The sequence below is a fragment of the Pseudomonas spelaei genome (genome assembly GCF_009724245.1).
GTDB classification, from domain to species: domain Bacteria; phylum Pseudomonadota; class Gammaproteobacteria; order Pseudomonadales; family Pseudomonadaceae; genus Aquipseudomonas; species Aquipseudomonas spelaei.
In genome coordinates this window covers 114095-133098 of sequence record NZ_WNNK01000020.1, presented here as the reverse complement: position 1 = coordinate 133098, position 19004 = coordinate 114095, and the positions used below count along the sequence as shown (strand labels likewise).

The following is a 19004-nucleotide window of genomic DNA, read 5'->3' as shown; positions in this document are numbered from 1 at the left end:
CAGGCAATAAAAAGGGGCGACCCGTCGGTCGCCCCTTGAGAATTTCGTCCTGGCTCAACGCTTTTGACGTTGGCTCACCTCACGCCGTCTTGTGGACAGTGTGCAGCCCGGGGGCCGGCGCAACCCGGTGGGGTTGGCGGGCCGCAGCCGGCCTGTTGGGCGGGCTGCAGTGGACTCTATGTCCGGGCAGTGATTCTGGTTAAAAGAATAGGCTGAAGGCCCCGGCAGGCGATTGCGAAGATTGCGTCAATAAACAGTGCTTGCGCAATTTTTAACCCTGGATAGATAATTCGCAGCAATAGTTACGACAAAGGCCAGCCCCATGAGCAAACTTGACCGATACGACCTGAGTATTTTGGCGGAATTACAGCGCGACGCGAGGATCTCCAACCAGGAGTTGGCCGAGCGAATCGGCCTGTCGCCGTCACCCTGCTCGCGCCGGGTCAAGCAACTGGAAGATGACGGCTACATTGCGCGCCAGGTGGCATTGCTGGACCGCAAGATGCTCGGCCTGAGCCTGACGGCCTACGTGCTGATCGGCATGGACCGACACACACCCGAGCGCTTCGAGAACTTCGAAGCGGCCATTCGCACCTTGCCACAAGTGCTGGAATGCAGCCTGGTGACCGGGATGGATGCCGACTATCAGTTGAAAGTGGTGGTGCCGGATATGGACCACTATCAGAAACTGCTGCTGGGGCATCTGACCCGCATCGAAGGTGTCACCAGCGTGCGCTCCAGCTTTGTGCTGAACCAGGTACTCAACAGTACCGAGTTGCCGCTGACGCACCTGCGCACCTGAGGCCGCCGCCGAACAGATGTGGGAGCGGCGGTGCGACGATTCGACTTGCTCGCGAATGCGGCATGACAGCCAATACATGTGGTGACTGACACTCAGCTTTCGCGAGCAAGCCCGCTCCCACATTTTGATCGCGTGCCTACAATAGGTTCGCATGCGGCAGACCGACGCAGGTCAATAATGAAGCCTATGGCCTGTCGTATACTTTGCGCCCCGCCCCCTGCCGGAACTGCCCAATGAACTCCATTGATCCCGCCGTATTTGAAGAATGGATGATGACCGGACTGGTCACCATCCTGATCATTTTCATGGGTTTTATCGTCTGGGACCTGGCGAAGAAATCCAAGGCCGGGCGCTTTGGTTCCTTCATCCTGTTCTTCGTGCTGGGCCTGGGCATAGCGGCGTTCATCATCAAGAGCGTGGTAATCGGCCTTATCGAGTCCGGCGCCTTATAAGCGCGCCGGTACTTCTTTCCACTGGCCCTGATCCAGGCCATCGATCGACCAGTCACCAATGCGCACCCGCACCAGGCGCAAGGTCGGCAAACCGACAGCGGCGGTCATGCGTCGTACCTGACGGTTGCGCCCCTCGCGAATCACCAGTTCCAGCCAATGGGTCGGCACGCTCTTGCGAAAACGCACCGGCGGATTGCGCGGCCACAACTGCGGCTCATCCAACTGTCGCGCTTCAGCGGGCAGGGTCATGCCGTCGTTGAGCTCAACGCCATCACGCAGGCGTTGCAGTTGTTCCTCGGTCGGTTCGCCTTCCACCTGCACCCAATAGGTTTTCGCCAACTTGTGCCTGGGGTCGGCAATTCGTGCCTGCAACTGGCCGTCGTTGGTCAGCAGCAGCAGGCCTTCACTGTCACGGTCCAACCGGCCAGCGGGATAGATGCCGGGGATGTCGATGAAATCCTTGAGCGTCGCCCGCCCTTCACCGTCACTGAATTGGGTCAGCACATCGAAAGGTTTATTGAACAGGATCAACTTCGGCTCAGCCGGTGGCGCCTTGGCAACACGGCGCGGGGCTGACGAGGTGTGCGGGCTTTTCACACCGGGGCGGCGGGAAACGGGACGGGCAGGACGGGACATGGCAAAGGAACATCTAACGGTCAGGACCGACAATGCTAGTGGCCTGACCGTTAAATAACCATCCCAACCGCTTAGCGGAACGGTGGTTCGTCGAAGCTGCGCAGTTTGCGCGAGTGCAGCGAGTTGAGTTCGGTGCGCAACAAATCCACCGCCTCAATGCCGATCTTCAAGTGCTGGCTGACCGCGCGCTCGTAAAAGGCGTTGGCCGAACCCGGCAACTTGATCTCACTGTGCAGTGGTTTATCCGAAACACACAGCAAGGTGCCGTAAGGCACCCGCAAACGGTAGCCTTGGGCAGCAATGGTGCCGCTTTCCATGTCCACCGCCACGGCACGGGACAGGTTGATCAGCGGCCGCTCCTGAGCCCAGCGCAGCTCCCAGTTGCGGTCGTCATAGGTCAGCACGGTGCCGGTACGCAGGCGTTTCTTGAGCTCTTCGCCCTTCTCGCCGGTGACGTTGGCCGCCGCTTGCTGCAACGCCATCTGCACCTCGGCCAGGGCCGGGATCGGAATGTTCGGCGGTACCACCCGGTCGAGAATCCCGTCGCGACGCATGTAGGCGTGAGCCAGCACATAGTCGCCGATGGTCTGGGATTGGCGCAGGCCGCCGCAGTGGCCAATCATCAGCCAGCAATGCGGCCGCAACACGGCCAGGTGGTCGGTGATGTTCTTGGCGTTGGACGGGCCGACGCCGATGTTCACCAGAGTTACACCGTGACCGTCGCTGGCCTGCAAGTGGTAGGCCGGCATCTGGTAACGGTGCCAGACCACGCCCGCAGCAATGGCAGACGCTTCGCCATGGTCCATACCTTTATCAATGATCACATTGCCCGGCAGCACCATGCGGATGAAGCGCGGGTCGCTGCGCAGTTGCTCCAGGCCGTGGACGATGAACTGGTCGACATAGCGGTGATAGTTGGTCAGCAAGATCCACGGCTGCACATGGCGCCAGTCGCTGCCGGTGTAGTGCACCAAACGGCGCAGGGAAAAATCGACACGGGCCGCATCGAACAACGCCAGGGGCAGCGGGTCGGTGTTTTCCCAGTCGTACAGGCCATCGGCGATGCCATCGGTCGCGGCCGACAGGTCGGTACTCGGAAAGACACGCGCCAGGGTCGCGGCGGTGACGCCGGAACCGGCCAGTTCATCGCCCTGCTCTACCACGTACGGGTACGGAATGTTCTGCTGGCTGACGCCCACTTCCACCGTCACGGTGAAGTCGTGCATCAGCGGCACCAACTGCTCCAGCAAGTATTTGCGGAAGGCTGACGGATGGGTGACGGTGACACTGTAAGTGCCCGGCAACTGGACCTTGGCGTAGGCGCGGGTGGTCTGTGGGACTTCGCCCTGGACCAGGTAGGTCAGGCGCAGTTCCGGGTAGCGAAACAGCGCACGCTGTTCGGCGTCGGGCTCGACGCGGTCTTTCAGGTAACGCTTGAGGGCTTGATTGAGTGCGCCGGTAGCACGCTCATGCAGAGCGGCCAGCCGATCCACGGCCTCTTCAGCGGTTTGAACAACGACAAAAGCTTCGGTCACGGTAAGCATCCTGTGTTCTGACTTGCAGGCCTTCATCTTGCCTGTATCCCAGCCTCACCGAAACACTGAATTGGAATGCCCCCGCAAGAAGGGCACGATCCCTGTGGGAGCCGGGCTTGCCCGCGATGCAGGCGGTGCGGTTTATCAGCGAAACCGAGGCGATGCCATCGCGGGCAAGCCCGGCTCCCACATTTTGACCGAGGTGATTCAGAACCCTTGTGGAGTGGACCGAGCAACGATGGCTTCCACATCCACACCTCGAGGCAAGGTGCCATACGCCCGCCCCGACGACTCACCCAACCGACTGGCAATAAACCCATCACTGACGCTGCTATTGCCCGCCTCCAGCAGCAGCTTGGCCTGTAACACCAAGGCGATATCCTCGGTGAGTTGCCGAGCGCGGTATTGAATATCCTGAGTGTCCATAAACGCCGACTTGAGTTGTTCAATCTGTCGGGCCAGGTGCTTGTCGCCATGACCGTCACCCAACTCGACAAACAACGCCTCCAGTACACCGGGCTCTTTCGACAGCGCCCGCAGTACATCCAGGCATTGCACATTACCCGAACCTTCCCACGTCGAATTGACCGGTGCCTCACGGTACAGCCGAGGCAGGATGCTGTCCTCGACATACCCGGCACCACCCATGCACTCGGCGGCTTCGTTGATCATCGCCGGCGCGCGCTTGCAGATCCAATACTTGCCCACCGCCGTCACCAGTCGGGCGAATTTGGCTTCCTGTTCATTATCGAGATGGTCCAGCGCCCGGCCCATGCGCATGCTCAAGGCCAGTGCCGCTTCGCTTTCCAGGGCCAGGTCGGCCAGCACGTTTTGCATCAGCGGCTGCTCGCTGAGTACGCGACCGCCCACCAAACGATGGGCACAATGATGGCTGGCCTGGGTCAGCGCCTGACGCATCAACGAACTGGAGCCCACCATGCAATCGAAACGGGTCATGGCGACCATTTCAATGATAGTCGGTACGCCACGCCCTTCTTCACCGATCATCCAGGCCAGCGCCCCGCGGAACTCCACTTCGCTGGACGCGTTGGAGCAGTTGCCGAGTTTGTTTTTCAGACGCTGGATATAGAACTGGTTACGGGTGTCATCCGGACGGTGCCGGGGTAGCAGGAAGCAGGTCAAGCCCTTGTCGGTCTGGGCCAGAGTCAGGAAGGCGTCGCACATGGGCGCCGAGCAGAACCACTTGTGGCCCACCAACTCATAGGGCTGGCCCGGGCCGCCGGCGCCCACCGGGTAGGCGCGGGTGGTATTCGCGCGCACGTCGGTGCCGCCCTGTTTCTCGGTCATGGCCATGCCGATAGTGGCGCCGGCCTTGTGGGCGATACCGACGTTACGCGGGTCGTATTCGGTGTTGAGGATTTTCGGCAACCACGCTTCGGCCAGGTCCGGCTGCAAACGCAGGGCTGGGACACAGGCGAAGGTCATGGTCAGCGGGCAGCCGGTCCCGGCTTCAGCCTGGCTGTGCAAGTACGTCATGGCTGCGCGGGCGACATGCGCGCCAGGTTGCGGATGAGCCCAGGGCAGCGACGGCAGGCCGTGCTCGACGGCGGTACGCATCAGCTCGTGGTAGGCAGGATGAAACTCCACCTGGTCAATACGATGGCCATAGCGGTCATGGCTGTTGAACACCGGTTTGTTCTCATTGGCCAGGAACCCGGCCGCCATCAATGGCCCGCCCGCCAGCGCGCCATAGGCATCGATCCGCTCCTGAGCCCAGCCGGCACCGAAGCGGCGCGACCAGTCTTGCAGGGGCAAATCGATGCGATACAGATTGGCCCCGTCCAGGGACGGCGGCTGATTGGTGACGTCGTGGGTTTCGGCGAACTGGTGCAGATTCATGACGGGCCTCCTGAAAAAGTGGCCTCGTTCTCTGAAGCCTGAATTTCAGTTAAGCACCGCCATCGGCGTTAAAGAAGTGGCATAAACGCCTAACTGTCGGCGCTTTCACCCTCAACTGCCGACAACAGCCGGCGCTGCAATACCGCTTGCAAGGCTTCAAACCGTACCGGCTTAACCAATCGGTCGGTGATGCCAACGCCATGGCAATGCTCGCGCTCGGGACTGTGCAGCGAGGTGCTCAAGGCAATCACCGGCAGTTCACCGCACCCGGGCAACGCACGGATCTGGCAACACAGGGAAAAGCCGCCCTCCGGCACATCCAGCAGCACAGCATCGAAGGTGTCGTCCTGCAACAACGTCAACGCCGCCGGTCCATTGTCGACCGTCTTCACCCGGTAGCCGAGCTTGAGCAACATGCCACGCACCACCAACTGCGCCACGCTGTTGTCGTCCACCAGCAACACCGCGCAGTCCTGAGGCGCACGCGGGGTGTCGGACACACTACAAGGTACTGAAGGCTCGACAGCTACCGGGGTGACTTCAAGCTCCACTTGGAAGCGGCTGCCCCGCCGAGGTTCGGAGTGATGGGTCAAGCGCCCACCCAACAGCTCGATCAGTTGCCGGCAGATTGCCAGGCCGATGCCCAGGCCGCCGTACTCGCGGGTCATCGACCCATCGAGCTGGAAGAAGCGCTGATACAAGGTCGCCTCATCCAGGTAGGCGAAGCCGATACCGGTGTCGGTGACAATAAAGGTCAGGCGCAGATTGCCATTCGCGTTGATCAGCCCGACCACCCGTACCCGCACCGAGCCTTCGCGGGTGAACTTGAAGGCGTTGTCCAGCAGGCATTCCAGGCATTGCACCAACTTGTCCGCATCACCCTCCACACGGTCGGGCAATTCGTCGGCGACATCAATGGAAAACTCCAGCCCCTTGCTCTGGGCATTGGCCAGAAACCGCTGGCGCAAGGTGTCGAGCAAGCCCCGCAAGCTGAATACCTGGGGCTGGGCATGGAGGCGACCGGCCTGCAGTTCAGTCAGGGTGAGGATGCCATTGACCATGCGCATCATGTCTCGCGCCGAACCCGCAGCGGTTTGCTGATACTGCGCCAGATCGCCTTCCAGCGACTCGGTTTGCATCAGCTCCAACGAACCGATCACGCCGTTCATCGGCGTGCGCAGTTCGTGGGTCAAACTGGCAAGAAACTCGTCCTTCAACTGGTTACTGCGGGCCAATTGCTGGTTGAGCGCTTCAAGTTTCTGGCTGGCATCGAAAAGGGTCTGCGCCTGCTGCTCGCGCATCGAGTTGATGCGGTCCGCCAGGGCCAGGGACAGTAAGGCGACTTCCAGGGCCGAACCAATCTGGCTGGCGTACATGGTCAGGAACACGTTAGGCAGATAGCCCAGCACCATCAGCGTATTGACCACCCCGCCAATCAGGAACGCTGACCAGGCAATGATGAAGTAGCGCGCCATTCGCTGGCCGCAGTACCAGGCCTTGATGGCGGCGACAAAGATCGTCACGGTAAAGATCAACGCCAGGCCGGTGGCCAGCCGCAAGGCCAGGGCGTAGCTGGTCAGCAACGCCAGCACCATCACCCCTGCGCCACACACCGCCAGCCCCACCAGCAGCCGATTGAGCCAGCGACTGTACAGCGCAGTATGCAAAAAACTGCGGGCAAACAGGCTGCCGAAGAGTGCCGCTGAACCAATCAGGAAAGGTACGGCAGCATTGGCCCACCATGGACTGTTGGGCCAGAAATACTGCACGGCGACACCGTTCACCGACAGTTGGTACAAGCCGAACGAGGCGATGTAGAGGATGTAATAGAGGTAGCTGGTATCGCGCACGCTGAGGTAGATAAACAGGTTGTAGATCAGCATCCCCAGCAATACGCCGTAGATCACACCCAATACATATAAGCGCAGCGGTTGTTGCTCCAGATACGCGGTACTCGACCAGAGGGTCAACGGCGCCTGGATCGAGCCTTGGCTTTGCAGGCGCAGGTACAGGGTTTCCTGCTGATCGGGGGCAAAATCCAGCTTGAACAAGTAGTTGCTCTGGCGAATCTCACGGCTGGAAAACGGCATCGCGCTGCCCGTGCGCGTGGCCAGGCGATAACCACCCGCGCCATCGGCTTGATACAGGTCCAGATGATTCAGCGGCGGGTAAGCCAGCTCCAGCAACCAGGTACGAGGGGGGTGAGGATTCCTGGGGAGGTAATGCAGGTCGACTTTCAGCCAGAACACTGAGCGCGAATAGCCGGCATTGAGGGTGGCTTTGTCATGGGGTTTGAATCGATCAGCGTTGCCTTGGGAACTGACATCCTTGATGTCGAGGGTACCGCTCGGGTCTTCGAGCACTTGCATCACCTGGCCCAGCGGCAGGCTTCGGGTGGTGTCCGTGAACTCGACTGCGCCGGCCAGCATCGGCAGCCCGCACCACAGTAACATCAGCAAATAGCGCATAGAGCCCCAGCGTGGCCTGTCCGGTTATGTCAAAAGCCCCCATTCCTTTTGAGAAGACGTATACCGGCAATACAGTTATTGTTTGAAACCACTCTAGCATAGCCGGTAAAGGCCAATAGACACCATTGAAATAAAAATTTGAAAGGCTCTAGAACGGGCGTTCCAGAACGTTTCCAGCCTGCTCTTGATGACTTGTCAGGGCCGCCCACACTCACTTTCAGCCATGAAATTCAACCCGCGCCCGACAGCCACGCAAAAAGCGTTTGGTGGTAAGCTCGCGCACCATGAATATCTACAGCTCTCGCCCCGTTGTCCTCTGTCTCTCCGGCCACGATCCCAGTGGTGGCGCCGGCTTGCAGGCAGATATCGAAGCCCTGCTCGCCCAGGGTTGCCACGCCGCTGCGGCCGTCACCGCGCTGACCGTGCAGAACACCGTCAATGTCAGTGATTTCCGCGTGCTTGACCGCGAGTGGGTACTGGCCCAGGCCAACGCCGTGCTCGGCGACTCCCAAGTGGCCGCAGTCAAGCTGGGCATGCTCGGCTCCACAGCCATGGTCGACACCGTCGTTGAACTGCTCAAGGAGCACCCGCATCTGCCGGTGGTCTGCGACCCGGTACTGCGCGCCGGTGGCGGTGGCAGCCTGGGCAAGGATGAAGTGGGCTACGCCATGCGCGAACGGCTACTGCCACTGTCGCTGATTGCCACGCCGAATCTGCCGGAAGCGCGCATCCTGGCTGAGCTGCCCGAAGGCAGCGCCGACGAGTGCGCCGAGAAACTGCTGCCGTTCATCAAGCACCTGTTGATCACCGGTGGCCATGGCGACGAGCATGAAGTACACAACCGCCTGTACAGCCGCGATGGCGGCCAGCGGACCTTTACCTGCCAGCGTTTGCCCGGCAGTTATCACGGTTCCGGCTGCACCCTGGCCAGCGCCCTTGCCGGCCGCCTGGCCCAGGGCGAAGGCCTGGCCAGCGCGGTAGAGTCAGCACTCAATTACACTTGGCGCACCCTGCGTGACGCCGAACAACTCGGCCAGGGGCAATTTGTGCCTCGTCGTCTGCCGTTGGATTTCTGCTCGTAACACCAAGAGGCCTGCCCGATGAAACTACGTGGCCTTTACGCCATTACCGACAGCCAACTGTTGGCCGGCAAATTCCTGGCCTACGTCGAAGCGGCGCTGGACGGTGGCGTGACCCTGCTGCAATACCGCGACAAAAGCAGCGATGAGGCGCGCCGCCTGCGGGAAGCCGAAAAGCTGCATGAGCTGTGCTCACGCTACAAGACTCAGTTGATCATCAACGACGACGCCGAATTGGCTGCGCGCCTGGGTGTCGGCGTACACCTGGGCCAGACCGACGGCCCGCTGACGCCGGCCCGAGCGCTGCTGGGCTCCAGGGCGATCATTGGCTCGACCTGCCACAGCCAGATCGAACTGGCCGAGCAAGCGGCCAAGGAAGGCGCCAGTTACGTCGCCTTCGGCCGCTTCTTCAACTCCAACACCAAGCCTGGCGCCCCCGCGGCCGACGTCGAACTGCTGACCCAGGCCCGCGCCCGGTTGCATCTGCCCATCTGCGTGATCGGCGGCATTACCCTGGAAAACGCCGAACCCCTGATAGCCCACGGTGCCGACCTGCTGGCAGTGGTCCACGGCCTGTTTGGTGCCGACAGCACTGCAGAAGTGACGCGCCGCGCCCGCGCCTTCAACGAACTGCTCAAGACTCAATAATCGATTTCAGAGAGCCCGATCATGTCCCGTTCCGAAACCCTGTTTGCCAATGCCCAGAAACACATCCCCGGTGGCGTGAACTCGCCTGTGCGGGCGTTCAAAAGCGTTGGCGGCACGCCGCTGTTCTTCAAGCACGCCGAAGGCGCCTACGTCACCGATGAAGACGACAAGCGCTATGTCGACTACGTCGGCTCCTGGGGCCCGATGATTCTCGGCCACAGCCATCCGGACGTGCTCGATGCGGTACGCAAGCAATTGGAGCACGGCCTGTCCTATGGCGCCCCGACCGCCATGGAAACCGAGATGGCCGACCTGGTCTGCGCCATCGTGCCATCCATGGAGATGGTACGGATGGTCAGCTCGGGTACCGAAGCCACCATGAGCGCCATTCGCCTGGCCCGGGGTTTTACCGGCCGCGACAGCATCATCAAGTTCGAAGGCTGCTACCACGGTCACTCCGACAGCCTGCTGGTCAAGGCGGGCTCCGGCTTGCTGACCCAGGGCGTACCGAGTTCCGCCGGTGTGCCGGCGGCGTTCGCCAAACACACACTGACTCTGCCCTTCAACGACATCGCCGCCGTAGAGCAGATGCTCAGCGAAGTGGGCCAGGAAGTGGCCTGCATCATCGTCGAGCCTGTGGCCGGCAACATGAACTGCGTGCCACCTGCGCCGGGCTTTCTCGAAGGCCTGCGGACCCTGTGCGACAAACACGGCGTGGTGTTGATTTTCGATGAAGTGATGACCGGTTTCCGCGTTGCCCTCGGCGGCGCCCAGGCGCACTACGGCGTGACGCCGGACCTGAGCACCTTCGGCAAGATCATCGGCGGTGGCATGCCAGTGGGTTGCTTTGGCGGTAAACGCGAAATCATGCAGCACATCGCACCGTTGGGCCCGGTCTATCAGGCAGGCACCCTGTCCGGTAATCCGCTGGCCATGGCCGCTGGCCTGACCACCCTGCGCCTGATCAGCCGCCCGGGCTTCCACGCCGAGCTGACCGACTACACCGCCCGCCTGCTGGACGGCCTGCAACAGCGCGCCGACGCTGCCGGCATCCCGTTCGTTACCACCCAGGCAGGTGGCATGTTCGGCCTGTACTTCAGCCGCGCCGATGACATCGTCACCTTCGATGACGTCATGAGCAGCGATGCCGAGCTGTTCAAGCGCTTCTTCCACCTGATGCTGGAAGGCGGCGTGTACCTGGCACCGAGCGCCTTTGAGGCCGGATTCACCTCGATCGCCCACGGTGATACCGAGCTGAAACTGACCCTCGACGCCGCCGAACGCGCCTTCGCCGCCCTGAAATAAGTCAGCCTGAAACCTGACGTCGCCCATGGCGGCGTCAGATTTGCTACTTTGCTTACAGAACTTTCCTTCTTTTTCCGAGAAATCACCTGCAAACCGGCAGATAACTTGCCCACGCAGCAGAAAAACGAGTAAAGACTTTGTAAGCAGGGGCCTGCTTATTTCATAATGCGCGCTTATTGGACCCCCCTGCGGGTCCGCGCGCCCCGTCAGAGGTAAGTCGATTCCCATGAAACGCACCGGCCGCACCCTGGTTCTGGGCTGCCTGTTGCTCCTTCAGCCCCTGCTCGCGCATGCACAAGCAGGCGGCAACTCGTTGTTAATCCCAGCGATGGGTCGTTGCACCCTCAATACCCAGCCAGAAAGCCAGGCCGAAGCCCTGAGCACGTGCCAGCAACTGGCCGACGGCGGGGATGCGCAGGCGCAATACGAGTTGGGCGAATTCTTCCACGACAGTAAAAACCCCTCCCACGACCTCAACAAAGCCTTGAGTTACTTCGAGAAAGCCTCGTTACAGGGCCATGCCCAGGCGCAATTCCAGCTGGGCACCATGTTCTTCAAAGGCGAAGGCGTGCCAGCCAATAACGTTCAGGCGTATATCGTGCTGAAAATGGCCGCGGTCAACGGCGCCGAAGATGCGCTGGATACTGCCGACGAAGTCGCCGAGCATATGCAGCGTGATGAGCTGGAAGTGGCGACCCAGGTACTGGGGCAGATTTTCCGTAACTACCTGCAGGAACTGCAGAGCGCCGATGGGCGGTCGCCTTTCTCGCCACTGCCCTGATTTATCTAAGCTCAACTACCGCTATCGCAGGCAAGCCAGCTCCCACAGGGCACTGCATTTCAAATGTGGGAGCTGGCTTGCCTGCGATGGGTACGACTCGGTCTAACGCCTTACTTCTCAGGCATCGGCATCGGAAACGGCATGACATTACTCATGCCCCGGGCTTCGCTGATTTTCGGCGTGCCCAGGCGCTCGACTTCATCGATGCGCACGATCGAATGCATCGGCACAAAACTGCGCACCACGCCCTCGAACTGAGCCTTGAGTTTTTCCTCGCCCGGGTCGACAACCAGCTGTGTGCGCTCGCCAAAGACGAACTCTTCCACTTCCAGGAAGCCCCACAGATCACTTTGATAGATCTGCTTGGCGTACATTTCGAACACCTGGCCCTGGTTAAGGAAAATCACCTTGTAGATTGGAGCTTCACGTTTGGTCATGGTGGGCGGGTAACACATCGGGGATATAAAAGAGGGCGCGAACTATAGCATGGCACCCGATGCACAGTGCTAGGAACCTATCGGTATGCCCCCTATAATGCGCGGTTCTTTACCACCAGTTGACGATCCCCCATGGCCAAGAAGCTTTACATCGAAACCCACGGTTGCCAGATGAACGAGTACGACAGCTCGCGCATGGTCGATCTGCTGGGTGAACATCAGGCCCTGGAAGTCACCGCCCGTGCCGAAGATGCCGACGTGATCCTGCTCAATACCTGCTCGATCCGCGAACGGGCCCAGGACCGTGTGTACTCGCAGCTGGGCCGCTGGCGTGAATTGAAACTGGCCAACCCGGACATGGTGATCGCCGTCGGCGGTTGCGTGGCCAGCCAGGAAGGTGCCGCCATTCGCGACCGCGCGCCCTATGTGGACGTGGTCTTCGGCCCACAGACCCTGCACCGTCTGCCGGAAATGATCGACGCGGCCCGCATTACCAAGCTGCCCCAGGTTGACGTCTCGTTCCCGGAAATCGAAAAATTCGACCACTTGCCCGAACCGCGCATCGACGGCCCGAGCGCTTATGTGTCGGTGATGGAGGGTTGCAGCAAGTACTGCACCTTCTGCGTCGTGCCTTATACCCGTGGCGAAGAAGTCAGCCGGCCGTTTGACGACGTACTGGCAGAGATCATTCACCTCGCCGAGAACGGCGTACGCGAAGTGACCTTGCTGGGCCAGAACGTCAACGGCTATCGCGGCCAGACCCACGACGGACGCATGGCGGACCTGGCGGAACTGATCCGCGTGGTCGCCGCTGTCGACGGTATCGAGCGTATTCGCTACACCACCTCGCACCCGCTGGAGTTTTCCGACAGCCTGATCCAGGCCCACGCCGAAGTACCGGAGTTGGTCAAACACCTGCACTTGCCGGTGCAGTCGGGTTCGGACCGTATCCTCTCGGCCATGAAGCGCAACCACACCGCCCTGGAATACAAATCCAAACTGCGCAAACTGCGTGCAGCGGTACCGGGCATCTGCATCAGCTCGGACTTCATCGTCGGCTTCCCTGGCGAGACCGAGAAAGATTTCCAGCAGACCATGAAGCTGATTGAAGACGTCGGCTTCGACTTCTCCTACTCGTTCGTCTACAGCCAGCGCCCGGGCACCCCAGCCGCCGACCTCGCAGACGAAACCCCGGAAGCGCTGAAAAAGGAGCGCCTGAACGCTCTGCAGCATCGACTCAACCAGCAAGGCTTCGAGATCAGCCGCCAAATGGTGGGCTCGACCCAGCGCATCCTCGTCACCGACTACTCGAAGAAAGACCCAGGCGAGTTGCAAGGCCGGACCGAGAACAACCGGATCGTCAACTTCCGTTGCGACAATCCGACCTTGATCGGGCAATTCGCCGACGTGCATATCGATGCTGCTCAACCGCACTCGCTGCGTGGGTCATTGATCAACTGACAATCCGACCTCAAGACAAATGAAGATCAAATGTGGGAGCTGGCTTGCCTGCGATGCAGGCACCTCGGTGAACCTGATACACCGAGGTGCCTGCATCGCGGGCAAGCCCGGCTCCCACACAAGCCCGTCCACAGTAGAACTGCGCCGCACTCCGGCTATATAAGTGCTTTCGCGCACCGGCTGCTGGCGTTATCCTTGATTTCATCTTAATTGCCCCAGGGCGGCTTAAAACGACCTTGAACGCACCCATAGAACCACATCGTTTCCTCCTCGAGCCCTTTGAGGCTCGCCGTTTCGCCAATCTGTGCGGACAGTTCGACGAGCATCTGCGCTTGATCGAACAGCGCCTGAGCATCGAGATCCGCAACCGCGGCAATCAGTTCGAGCTCATTGGTGAACCCCAACACACCACGTCTGCGGAACACCTCCTCCGTCGCCTCTACCGGGAAACCAAGGGCAGTGAGCTGTCGCCGGAAACGGTGCACCTGTACTTGCAGGAATCGGCCGTAGAAGACCTGGCCAACAACCCGGTGGCCGAAGCCAGCGTCGCGCTGCGCACCAAAAAAGGCATGATTCGCCCTCGCGGCTTGAATCAGCAGCGCTACGTCAAAGAAATCCTCGGTAACGACATCAACTTCGGCATCGGCCCTGCAGGCACCGGCAAGACCTACCTGGCGGTGGCCTGCGCGGTCGACGCCCTGGAGCGCGAGCAGGTGCGACGCATCCTGCTGGTGCGCCCGGCGGTGGAAGCCGGTGAAAAACTGGGTTTCCTGCCCGGCGATCTGGCACAGAAGATCGACCCGTACCTGCGCCCGCTATATGACGCTCTCTACGAAATGCTCGGCTTCGAATACGTGGCCAAGCTGATCGAGCGCCAGGTGATCGAAATCGCCCCGCTGGCCTATATGCGCGGTCGCACCCTGAACAACAGCTTCATCATTCTCGACGAAAGCCAGAACACCACCGTCGAGCAGATGAAGATGTTCCTGACCCGCATCGGCTTCGGCTCAACAGCCGTGATCACCGGTGATGTCACCCAGGTCGACCTGCCCAAGGGCACCAAGTCGGGCCTGAGCCAGGTGATCGAGGTGCTCAAGGATGTGCCGGGTATCAGCTTCACTCACTTCATGCCCAAAGACGTGGTGCGCCACCCGCTGGTCCAACGCATTGTCGAAGCCTACGAGCGCTTTGAGCATCGTGACGACGAGCCGGCCAAGGACACTCGCCGCGATGCTTGAGCTTGATCTGCAGCTGGCCACCGAAGCGCCCGCCCCCAGCGAAGAACAATTCCGTCAATGGTGCACACTGGCCCTGCGCCAGCGTACCGCTGACTCGGAACTGACCATCCGCCTGGTGGACGAGCCCGAAGGCCGTGAGCTGAATCACACCTGGCGCCAGAAAGACTACGCCACCAATGTGCTGTCGTTTCCCGCTGATGTACCCGATGAGTTGCTGGATATCCCGCTGCTGGGCGATCTGGTGATTTGCGTCGAAGTGGTGGAGCGAGAAGCAAAGGATCAAGGCAAGGAACTTGAGGCCCACTGGGCCCATCTAGTCATCCACGGCTGCTTGCATCTCTTGGGTTACGACCATATAGACGATGAGGAAGCCGAGGAAATGGAAGCACTGGAACGAACGTTGCTTGCAGAACTGGGTCATCGCGATCCGTATGCAGACGACGAAAACTGATCGACACACACCTGAAACAACACTTAACTGAAACACATAAGGATTTAGAGTAATCGCTATGAGCGAAGACCGATCGAGCAACGGGCAAAAGTCATGGCTGGGGAAACTCACCCAGGCCTTTGCCCACGAGCCGAAAAACCGCCAGGAGCTGCTGGAGCTGCTGCGCGAGGCCCATCAGAACAAGTTGCTGGACAGCGAAGCGCTGGCCATCGTCGAAGGCGCCATCCAGGTGGCTGACCTGCAAGTACGGGACATCATGGTCCCGCGCTCGCAGATGATCAGCATCAAGGCGACCCAGACCCCTCGGGAGTTCCTCCCGGCCGTCATCGACTCGGCGCACTCGCGCTACCCGGTGATTGGCGAAAGCCATGACGACGTCATGGGCGTCCTGCTGGCCAAGGACCTGCTGCCACTGATCCTCAAGGAGAATGGCGACAGTTTCAACATCAAGGACCTGCTGCGTCCTGCCACCTTCGTTCCCGAATCCAAGCGCCTGAATGTGCTGCTGCGCGAGTTTCGCGCCAACCACAATCACATGGCCATCGTCATTGACGAATACGGCGGCGTGGCAGGTCTGGTAACCATTGAAGACGTGCTGGAACAGATCGTCGGCGACATCGAAGACGAACACGACGTTGAAGAAGACAGCTACATCAAGCCGCTGCCCAGCGGTGACTTCCTGGTCAAGGCCCTGACGCCGATCGAGAACTTCAACGAGTTCTTCGACAGCGAGTTCTCCGACGATGAGTTCGACACCGTTGGCGGCCTGGTGATGAGCGCGTTCGGGCATCTGCCCAAGCGCAACGAAACCACGGAAATCGGTGCCTATCGCTTTCGCATCCTGAATGCCGACAGCCGCCGGATCCATCTGATTCGCCTGACACCTATTGCCCGCTAAGGACTGACATGCGCCGTCTCACCGCACCCGGCTGGCCCGGTAACTTGCTGGCCGTGGTGGCCGGCGCCATCACCACCCTGGCGCTGGCGCCGTTCGATATCTGGCCGCTGGCGTTGGTGGCGGTCGGGTTTTTCTATGCCGGATTGCGTGAGCTGACACCCCGCCAGGCCTTGGGCCGTGGCTGGTGTTTCGGCTTCGGCCTGTTTGGCGCCGGCACCAGTTGGATCTACTACAGCATTCACCATTTTGGCGGCGCCTCGGTGCTGCTGGCCGGGCTGCTGATGCTGGCGTTTACAGCGGCGATTGCCTGGTTCTTTGCCCTGCCGGCGTGGCTATGGGCCCGCTGGTTGCGCCGTAACGAAGCGCCCCTGGCGGACGCCTTGGCGTTTGCCGCATTGTGGGTCGGCCAGGAAGCGTTTCGTGGCTGGTTCCTCACCGGCTTCCCTTGGTTGTACTCCGGTTACAGCCAGCTCGACGCCCCCCTCGCCGGCCTCGCGCCATTGGGCGGGATGTGGCTGATTTCCTTTGCGCTGGCTCTGACGGCCGCACTGATCTGCAACCTGCCACGCTTGCTGGTGGCCAAACGTAACGTATTTGTCGGCGCCGGCCTGGTACTGTTGGTGGCGCCATGGGCAATCGGCCTGGCACTCAAGCATCACGCCTGGACCACACCCTCCGGCCCGCCACTGACGGTGGCCGCGCTTCAAGGCAATGTGGCACAAAGCATGAAATGGGACCCCGATCAGCTCAACGCACAGTTGGCGCTGTACCGCGACATGAGCTTCAGCGCCAATCGGACCGACCTGCTGATCTGGCCAGAAACTGCAATACCGGTGCTCAAGGAGTCCGCCGAGGGTTACCTCGCGATGATGGGCAAGTTCGCCGCCGAACGAAATACCGCATTGATCACCGGCGTACCGATCCGCCAGGAAGTGCATCATCAGAAGCGCTACTTCAACGGCATCACCGTGGTCGGTGAGGGCGACGGCACCTACCTGAAGCAGAAGCTGGTGCCGTTTGGCGAATACGTTCCGCTACAAGACCTGTTGCGAGGGCTGATTGCCTTCTTCGACCTGCCCATGTCGGACTTCGCCCGCGGCCCTGCCGACCAGGCCATGCTGCAAGCCAAGGGCTATCAGATCGCGCCGTTCATTTGCTATGAAGTGGTCTACCCGGAGTTCGCCGCCGGCCTGTCGGCCCAGAGCGACCTGCTGCTGACCATCAGCAACGACACCTGGTTCGGCACCTCTATCGGCCCCTTGCAGCACCTGCAAATGGCCCAGATGCGCGCCCTGGAAGCCGGCCGCTGGATGATTCGTGCCACTAACAATGGCGTCACCGGCCTGATCAACCCGTTTGGCCAGATCACCGAGCAGATTCCGCAGTTTGAACGTGGCGTCCTCTATGGCGAAGTGGTGCCGATGCACAACCTGACGCCGTATCTGCAATGGCGGTCGTGGCCTTTGATCATTGTGTGCCTGGGACTGTTTGGCTGGGCATTGCTGGCCGGGCGGATGTCGAAGACGGTCTGAAGAATTCACCCTGGACAATGTGGGAGCGGGCTTGCCCGCGATGCAGGCACCTCGGTCTGTCAGTTACACCGAGGTGATGCTATCGCGGGCAAGCCCGGCTCCCACATTAATTACCGGTAAAACACCCGATACCCCACCTGCCCCACCGCCTCATTCAACAACTGCCCGCTCTGCCATACCGACTTGAACTCCGGCATCCAGCCACCCAGTGGCCGGGCATTGTCCTCGCCCAGGAAACCGACGGGGGCAGGCACCACGGTGAACCCGGCCTTTTCAAAGCTCCAGCGCGAGCGCGGCATGTGCCAGGCCTGGGTGACTACTACTACCCGCTTGATCCCCTGGGGTAACAGAATCTCGGCACTCATCTGAGCGTTCTCCCAGGTCGTGCGGCTGCGCTCCTCCTTCCAGCGTACGGTGACGCCAAAGTCATCCTGCATCGACACCGCCATCAACTGCGCCTCACTGGGCGGCGTCCCATAATGCAGCCCACCGCTGGTCAGTACCGGCAACCCCGAAGCCTTGGCCAACCGCGCCGCATAGCGCTGACGTTCAAGACCAATGCCTGTAGGCTGATCTGTACCCCAAGCCGGATCACCCCGCTCACGCCCTGAACCCAACACCACGATGGCATCGGCCCGCTGCGCCAGGGTTGCCCATTCCTCGCGGGCCAACGGCGGTTCGGTCTCCAAGGCCTTGGCACCCCATTGCACGACCACCGGCAAGCTCATCAGCCACATTCCACCCAGCCCCAAGGCAAAGCATGCCCCAGCCAGACGTGGACGGCTGCGACGAAACCACCAGGCAAGCGCCAACAACAGCAAAAGAATGCCGGGCGGCAGCAACAATTGTTTTATGAAATAACGAAAAGGCATCGGGCATCTCCAAAGATGCCCGAAGCCTAAGGTGTAACCGTGTTCAGCGACAATCTTTACAAGAACGAAGCAGCCTCAGCTGCTGGGTACCACCGAGAAGGCAATCGATAACGCCATGCCTTACTTGCACCGCACGGACCGAAGTTTTTCCGGGTTTCGGCCGGTCGACAAGTCTTTAAGCCACACCACCTTGGCCGAGCGCGAAGATTCCGGGGCGGGCGGGGAAGCCACCCTATGAGTCCCATTGCGCTCGCTCAACTCCAGATAAACCCTGATCACTTCAAGCTCTGCCTGACTCAAGCCACGCAGTTCCAACTCCACAGGCAGTTCATCACGCAATCGACCTGCCGTTTTTGCCGCATCCAGTGCCCGACCCAAACGGTCGATGAGTCCTTCGTACAACTGCGGTTTCGTTAAAGTTCGCTGCGAATAAACCATCCCCTCACCTCATTGAAGATAAGTCTCACTCCCCAATAAACAGCGTAGCTGCGCAGGCGGTACCCGCCTGGCGCCGCGACCAACGGCCTTGGGCGCGCAATCAGGGTTTCC

The 19004-nt window shown here is 60.6% G+C and carries 18 protein-coding genes; 11 read left to right on the top strand and 7 right to left on the bottom strand.

Translation table 11 applies throughout. The annotated features are described in order from the left end of the window. Nucleotides 1–322 precede the first annotated feature (322 nt). Both GNF76_RS21865 and GNF76_RS21860 read left to right on the top strand, forming a co-directional pair. The gene (locus tag GNF76_RS21865; RefSeq protein ID WP_003194418.1) at nucleotides 323–802 is read left to right on the top strand and encodes an Lrp/AsnC family transcriptional regulator; all 480 of its coding nucleotides are present in this window, start codon (nucleotides 323–325) and stop codon (nucleotides 800–802) included. 242 nt (nucleotides 803–1044) lie between these two features. Then, the gene (locus GNF76_RS21860) at nucleotides 1045–1254 is read left to right on the top strand and encodes a DUF2788 domain-containing protein (RefSeq protein ID WP_169357921.1); all 210 of its coding nucleotides are present in this window, start codon (nucleotides 1045–1047) and stop codon (nucleotides 1252–1254) included. Here the strand turns inward: GNF76_RS21860 and GNF76_RS21855 are convergent. The 4 genes from GNF76_RS21855 to GNF76_RS21840 form a co-directional block, all read right to left on the bottom strand. Further along, on the bottom strand, nucleotides 1249–1890 hold the full coding sequence (locus tag GNF76_RS21855; protein WP_155585155.1) for a pseudouridine synthase: 642 nt from the start codon (nucleotides 1888–1890) through the stop codon (nucleotides 1249–1251). The two genes, GNF76_RS21860 and GNF76_RS21855, sit on opposite strands and share 6 nt — an antisense overlap. Nucleotides 1891–1961: 71 nt before the next feature. Further along, nucleotides 1962–3461: an AMP nucleosidase gene (gene amn / locus GNF76_RS21850; RefSeq protein ID WP_178123478.1), complete on the bottom strand. Its 1500-nt coding sequence runs from the start codon at nucleotides 3459–3461 to the stop codon at nucleotides 1962–1964. A gap of 171 nt (nucleotides 3462–3632) precedes the next feature. Beyond that, nucleotides 3633–5285, bottom strand: coding sequence for an acyl-CoA dehydrogenase family protein (locus GNF76_RS21845; RefSeq protein ID WP_155585153.1), 1653 nt, complete (start codon nucleotides 5283–5285; stop codon nucleotides 3633–3635). An 89-nt stretch (nucleotides 5286–5374) separates the two neighbouring features. Then, nucleotides 5375–7753, bottom strand: a complete 2379-nt coding sequence (locus GNF76_RS21840) for a hybrid sensor histidine kinase/response regulator (RefSeq protein WP_155585152.1) — start codon at nucleotides 7751–7753, stop codon at nucleotides 5375–5377. 284 nt (nucleotides 7754–8037) lie between these two features. On the opposite strand from GNF76_RS21840, the gene GNF76_RS21835 reads away from it, so the two are divergent. The 4 genes from GNF76_RS21835 (at nucleotide 8038) to GNF76_RS21820 (ending at nucleotide 11566) form a co-directional block, all read left to right on the top strand. After that, on the top strand, nucleotides 8038–8835 hold the full coding sequence (locus GNF76_RS21835) for a hydroxymethylpyrimidine/phosphomethylpyrimidine kinase (RefSeq protein WP_155585151.1): 798 nt from the start codon (nucleotides 8038–8040) through the stop codon (nucleotides 8833–8835). Nucleotides 8836–8853: 18 nt separating this feature from the next. Next, nucleotides 8854–9480, top strand: coding sequence for a thiamine phosphate synthase (thiE, locus tag GNF76_RS21830; RefSeq protein WP_155585150.1), 627 nt, complete (start codon nucleotides 8854–8856; stop codon nucleotides 9478–9480). A 21-nt stretch (nucleotides 9481–9501) separates the two neighbouring features. Further along, nucleotides 9502–10785, top strand: a complete 1284-nt coding sequence (gene hemL, locus GNF76_RS21825; RefSeq protein ID WP_155585149.1) for a glutamate-1-semialdehyde 2,1-aminomutase — start codon at nucleotides 9502–9504, stop codon at nucleotides 10783–10785. 226 nt (nucleotides 10786–11011) lie between these two features. Beyond that, nucleotides 11012–11566: a tetratricopeptide repeat protein gene (locus tag GNF76_RS21820; RefSeq protein WP_155585148.1), complete on the top strand. Its 555-nt coding sequence runs from the start codon at nucleotides 11012–11014 to the stop codon at nucleotides 11564–11566. A 110-nt stretch (nucleotides 11567–11676) separates the two neighbouring features. On the opposite strand, the gene GNF76_RS21815 is transcribed toward GNF76_RS21820, so the two are convergent. Next, the gene (locus tag GNF76_RS21815) at nucleotides 11677–12003 is read right to left on the bottom strand and encodes a DUF1820 family protein (RefSeq protein ID WP_003215457.1); all 327 of its coding nucleotides are present in this window, start codon (nucleotides 12001–12003) and stop codon (nucleotides 11677–11679) included. Nucleotides 12004–12135: 132 nt separating this feature from the next. Between GNF76_RS21815 and miaB the strand changes: the two genes are divergently transcribed. The 5 genes from miaB (at nucleotide 12136) to lnt (ending at nucleotide 17583) form a co-directional block, all read left to right on the top strand. Beyond that, nucleotides 12136–13464 carry a tRNA (N6-isopentenyl adenosine(37)-C2)-methylthiotransferase MiaB gene (miaB, locus tag GNF76_RS21810; protein WP_155585147.1) on the top strand — a complete coding sequence of 443 codons (1329 nt, stop codon included), beginning with the start codon at nucleotides 12136–12138 and terminating at the stop codon, nucleotides 13462–13464. A gap of 236 nt (nucleotides 13465–13700) precedes the next feature. Beyond that, on the top strand, nucleotides 13701–14702 hold the full coding sequence (locus tag GNF76_RS21805; protein WP_155585146.1) for a PhoH family protein: 1002 nt from the start codon (nucleotides 13701–13703) through the stop codon (nucleotides 14700–14702). Continuing rightward, a complete protein-coding gene (gene ybeY / locus GNF76_RS21800; RefSeq protein ID WP_155585145.1) occupies nucleotides 14695–15153 on the top strand; it encodes an rRNA maturation RNase YbeY in 459 nt (152 codons plus the stop codon). The genes GNF76_RS21805 and ybeY overlap by 8 nt, the downstream gene beginning before the upstream one ends. Before the next feature lie 58 nt (nucleotides 15154–15211). Further along, on the top strand, nucleotides 15212–16051 hold the full coding sequence (locus GNF76_RS21795) for a CorC family transporter (RefSeq protein ID WP_005791724.1): 840 nt from the start codon (nucleotides 15212–15214) through the stop codon (nucleotides 16049–16051). Nucleotides 16052–16059: 8 nt separating this feature from the next. Next, complete coding sequence (lnt, locus tag GNF76_RS21790) at nucleotides 16060–17583, top strand: apolipoprotein N-acyltransferase (RefSeq protein ID WP_155585144.1); 1524 nt, start codon at nucleotides 16060–16062, stop codon at nucleotides 17581–17583. A gap of 110 nt (nucleotides 17584–17693) precedes the next feature. Here the strand turns inward: lnt and GNF76_RS21785 are convergent, their stop codons facing one another. Next, complete coding sequence (locus GNF76_RS21785) at nucleotides 17694–18455, bottom strand: YdcF family protein (RefSeq protein WP_155585143.1); 762 nt, start codon at nucleotides 18453–18455, stop codon at nucleotides 17694–17696. Between the two features lie 120 nt (nucleotides 18456–18575). Then, nucleotides 18576–18893 (bottom strand): hypothetical protein, encoded by a 318-nt coding sequence (locus GNF76_RS21780; RefSeq protein ID WP_155585142.1) that lies wholly within the window; start codon nucleotides 18891–18893, stop codon nucleotides 18576–18578. Between the last annotated feature and the right edge of the window lie 111 nt (nucleotides 18894–19004).

Bases quoted from the DNA above. Each gene is read 5' to 3' on its own strand.
- GNF76_RS21865 (WP_003194418.1), top strand. From the start codon at position 323: ATGAGCAAACTTGACCGATACGACCTGAGTATTTTGGCGGAATTACAG.
- GNF76_RS21855 (WP_155585155.1), bottom strand. From the start codon at position 1,890: ATGTCCCGTCCTGCCCGTCCCGTTTCCCGCCGCCCCGGTGTGAAAAGC.
- amn (WP_178123478.1), bottom strand. From the start codon at position 3,461: ATGAAGGCCTGCAAGTCAGAACACAGGATGCTTACCGTGACCGAAGCT.
- GNF76_RS21845 (WP_155585153.1), bottom strand. From the start codon at position 5,285: ATGAATCTGCACCAGTTCGCCGAAACCCACGACGTCACCAATCAGCCG.
- GNF76_RS21840 (WP_155585152.1), bottom strand. From the start codon at position 7,753: ATGCGCTATTTGCTGATGTTACTGTGGTGCGGGCTGCCGATGCTGGCC.
- GNF76_RS21835 (WP_155585151.1), top strand. From the start codon at position 8,038: ATGAATATCTACAGCTCTCGCCCCGTTGTCCTCTGTCTCTCCGGCCAC.
- thiE (WP_155585150.1), top strand. From the start codon at position 8,854: ATGAAACTACGTGGCCTTTACGCCATTACCGACAGCCAACTGTTGGCC.
- hemL (WP_155585149.1), top strand. From the start codon at position 9,502: ATGTCCCGTTCCGAAACCCTGTTTGCCAATGCCCAGAAACACATCCCC.
- GNF76_RS21820 (WP_155585148.1), top strand. From the start codon at position 11,012: ATGAAACGCACCGGCCGCACCCTGGTTCTGGGCTGCCTGTTGCTCCTT.
- GNF76_RS21815 (WP_003215457.1), bottom strand. From the start codon at position 12,003: ATGACCAAACGTGAAGCTCCAATCTACAAGGTGATTTTCCTTAACCAG.
- miaB (WP_155585147.1), top strand. From the start codon at position 12,136: ATGGCCAAGAAGCTTTACATCGAAACCCACGGTTGCCAGATGAACGAG.
- ybeY (WP_155585145.1), top strand. From the start codon at position 14,695: ATGCTTGAGCTTGATCTGCAGCTGGCCACCGAAGCGCCCGCCCCCAGC.
- GNF76_RS21795 (WP_005791724.1), top strand. From the start codon at position 15,212: ATGAGCGAAGACCGATCGAGCAACGGGCAAAAGTCATGGCTGGGGAAA.
- lnt (WP_155585144.1), top strand. From the start codon at position 16,060: ATGCGCCGTCTCACCGCACCCGGCTGGCCCGGTAACTTGCTGGCCGTG.
- GNF76_RS21785 (WP_155585143.1), bottom strand. From the start codon at position 18,455: ATGCCTTTTCGTTATTTCATAAAACAATTGTTGCTGCCGCCCGGCATT.
- GNF76_RS21780 (WP_155585142.1), bottom strand. From the start codon at position 18,893: ATGGTTTATTCGCAGCGAACTTTAACGAAACCGCAGTTGTACGAAGGA.